The 3,334-nt window shown below is 67.9% G+C and carries 2 protein-coding genes; both read left to right on the top strand.

The window, feature by feature from the left end:
• The coding region (locus ACQKDV_RS15125) for a DNA gyrase C-terminal beta-propeller domain-containing protein (RefSeq protein WP_427784772.1) at window positions 1–446 on the top strand (446 nt) is incomplete at its 5' end.
• Window positions 447–639: 193 nt separating this feature from the next.
• Entirely contained in the window at window positions 640–3,180 is a 2,541-nt protein-coding gene (locus tag ACQKDV_RS15120; protein WP_427784770.1) for a membrane-bound PQQ-dependent dehydrogenase, glucose/quinate/shikimate family, read from the top strand.
• Window positions 3,181–3,334 lie beyond the last annotated feature (154 nt).

The following is a 3,334-nucleotide window of genomic DNA, read 5'->3' as shown; positions in this document are numbered from 1 at the left end:
GACAGCCCGGCCGAGCTGGAATCATCGTCATCCATGTGCGGCATCAGGTCGTCGGGCCCGGGTCCACCGAGAACGGCTATGGCAAGCGCACCCCGCTGCCGGACTACCCGCGCAAGGGCCGTGGCACCCAGGGCGTGATCGGCATCCAGACCACCGAGCGCAACGGCAAGCTGGTCGCTGCGGTGCTGATGGGCTCGGGCGACGAAGTCCTGCTGATCTCCGACGGCGGCACCCTGGTGCGTACCCGTGGCTCGGAAATCAGCCGTGTCGGCCGCAACACCCAGGGCGTCACCCTCATCCGCCTGTCCAAGGACGAAAAGCTGCAGGCGGTGGAGCGCATGGATGCCTCGATCGACGAGGACGAGGACGAGGTGGCCGCTGCCGCCCCGGCCGCGACCGACGGCGCACCGGCGGCTGCCAGCAGCGAGGACGCCGCGCAGGAGTGATCCTGCCGCGATGAGAGGTTAACGACGACGCCGGCCCTGTGCCGGCGTTGTTGTATCTGCGGGGAACGTCTGCAGGCAAAAAACGCATTCACTTCACAGGCAGTGGCGCATAACGGACGGCGAACCAGCGGACGATCCCGTCCGTAATGGAACCCCGTCCATCCGACCGTGCGGTCGTGCCTTGGAGCCTGACATGTCTGCCGCCCCCACCGCCGTTCCCCCTGATAGCCGTTCCGTCCCGCCGCGCCGCCGCCATCCGGTGGCCACGGTGCTTTCCCTGCTGCTGATCGTGCTTGGCGCCGTCATCGGCGGGCTGGGCATCTGGCTGCTGACTCTGGGGGGTTCCTGGTACTACGCCATCGCCGGCATCGCAATTCTGGTCAGCGGCGTGCTGCTGTGGGGCAACCGCCGCAGCGCGGCGCTGCTGTTCGCGGTGCTGTTCATCGGCACCTTGCTGTGGACCTGGTGGGAATCGGGCAGCACCTACTGGCGATGGGTGCCGCGGCTGGGCCTGGTGACCGCCCTGGCGATCGTGATGGCGCTGCTGGCACCGACCCTGCAGCAGCCCTTCCCGCGCCGTGCATCATGGGCGGTTGCCGGCGTGCTGATGCTGGTGTTTGTGGGCGCCTTTGCGCTGGCGTTCGTGCCGCACGGCGAAGTGCGCGGCGACCAGCCGTTCCCCGAGGCGGTTGCCTCCACCGGCATCGACCCCGCCGAGGACACCACCGGCCTGCAGCCCTCCGACCGCCCGGCCGACGGTGACTGGGCGGCCTGGGGCCGCAACAACGCCGCGACCCGGTTCTCCCCGCTGCAACAGATAACCCCGGACAACGTGGCCACGCTGCAGCCGGCCTGGCAGTTCCGCACCGGCGATCTGCCGGAGAACCGCTGGGGTGCCGAAACCACGCCGCTGAAGATCGGCAACCGGCTGTACCTGTGCACCGCGCGCAACCAGCTGATCGCGCTCGATGCCAGCACTGGCAAGGAAATCTGGCGCTTCAACCCCAAGGTGAAGGACGATTCCATTCCCTATACCGCCGCGTGCCGTGGCGTCTCGTACTACGAACAGCCCAGTGGCGCCGCCGCGGCCGACGCTGCGCTGGCAGACGCCGCCGCCGACCTTGCACTGCCCGCGCCGCCGCCGACGCCGGGTGCGGCCAGCGTGCCCGGCAACCGGCCGGCCTGCACCGCGCGCATCATCGAAGGCACCCTCGACGGCCGCATCATTGCCGTGGACGCCGACAGCGGAAAGCCCTGCGCGAACTTCGGCAACAACGGCCAGATCGACATCACCCTGGGCATGGGAAGCACGCCGCCGGGCTATGTGTCCATCACCTCGCCGCCGGCCATCGTGCGCGGCGTCATTGTCACCGGCCACCAGGTGCTGGACGGTCAGCGCCGCGATGCCCCGTCGGGCGTCATCCAGGCCTACGATGCCGTGACCGGCAAGCTGCGCTGGGCCTGGGACATGGACCAGCCCGAGCTGACCGGCCTGCCGGCACAGGGCAAGGAATACACGCGCGGTACACCGAACATGTGGACCACCGCCACCGGCGATGAAAAGCTGGGCCTGGTCTATCTGCCGATGGGCAATTCCGCGGGCGACTACTGGAGCAGCTCGCGCACCGAAAACCAGAACAAGTTCGCCACTTCGCTGGTGGCCATCGACGTGACCACCGGCAAGCCGGTCTGGCATTTCCAGGCCGTGCGCAAGGATGTGTGGGACTACGACATGGGCTCGCAGGCCAGCCTGATCGACTACCCGACCGCGCAGGGCAAGGTGCCGGCCATCCTGCTGCCGACCAAGCAGGGTGACATGTACATCCTCGACCGCCGCACCGGTCAGCTGCTGACCCCGGCCGAAGAGCGCAAGGTGCCCGGCGGCGGTGCCGAACCCGAGCAGCGCTCGCCCACGCAGTTGTTCTCGCTGTACCACACGCTGCGCCGCGAACATGATCTGACCGAGCAGGACATGTGGGGCATCACCCCGATTGACCAGCTGGTGTGCCGCATCCAGTTCCGCAAGGCTCATTACGAAGGCTTCTACACCCCGCCGAGCGCCGACCATCATTCGATTGAATACCCCGGCTACAACGGTGGTTCGGACTGGGGCAGCGTGGCCGTCGATACGCGCCGCGGGGTGATCGTGGCCAACTACAACGACATGCCCAACTACAACCTGCTGGTGCCGCGCGCTGAGGCCGACCGCAAGGGCTGGCGGCCGCGCGAAGAGATCACCCACGACAAGGGCGGCGCCGAAGGTGCGGGCGACCCGCAGGTAGGGACGCCGTATGCCATCGACGTCAACGCGGGCTGGCGCCTGCCGTTCACCGGGCTGCTGTGCAAGCAGCCGCCCTATGGCGGCATCCGTGCGGTGGATCTGCGCACCGGCAAGCTGTTGTGGGATCGCCCGTTTGGCAGTGCGCGCGGCAATGGCCCGTTCGGCATCCGTTCGGGCCTGCCCATTGAAATCGGCACGCCCAACAACGGTGGTTCGGTGGTGACGGCCAGCGGCCTGATCTTCATTGCCGCCGCGACCGACGACCTGTTGCGCGCGATCGATCTGAAGACCGGCAAGGAGCTGTGGCACGTCAAGCTGCCGGCCGGCGGCCAGGCCAACCCGATGGTGTACGAACAGGATGGCCGCCAGTACGTGGTGATCGTCGCCGCCGGACACCACTTCATGGAAACACCGAAGGGCGACTACGTGATGGCCTACGCGCTGCCGAAATGACGGGGGTAGAGTCGACCGTTGGTCGACTGCCTTTCGAGGCCACACCGAAACCCCGCGCCGCGCACGGTAGAGTCGACCGTTGGTCGACTGCCTTTCGCGGCCACACCGAAACCCCGCGCCGCGCACGGTAGAGTCGACCGTTGGTCGACTGCCA

Origin of the sequence: Stenotrophomonas sp. NPDC077659 (assembly GCF_050268705.1) — a bacterium.
Classification (GTDB): Bacteria; Pseudomonadota; Gammaproteobacteria; order Xanthomonadales; family Xanthomonadaceae; genus Stenotrophomonas.
The sequence above is the reverse complement of the archived record's forward strand: the minus strand, read 5'-3'. Positions and strand labels throughout refer to the sequence as shown.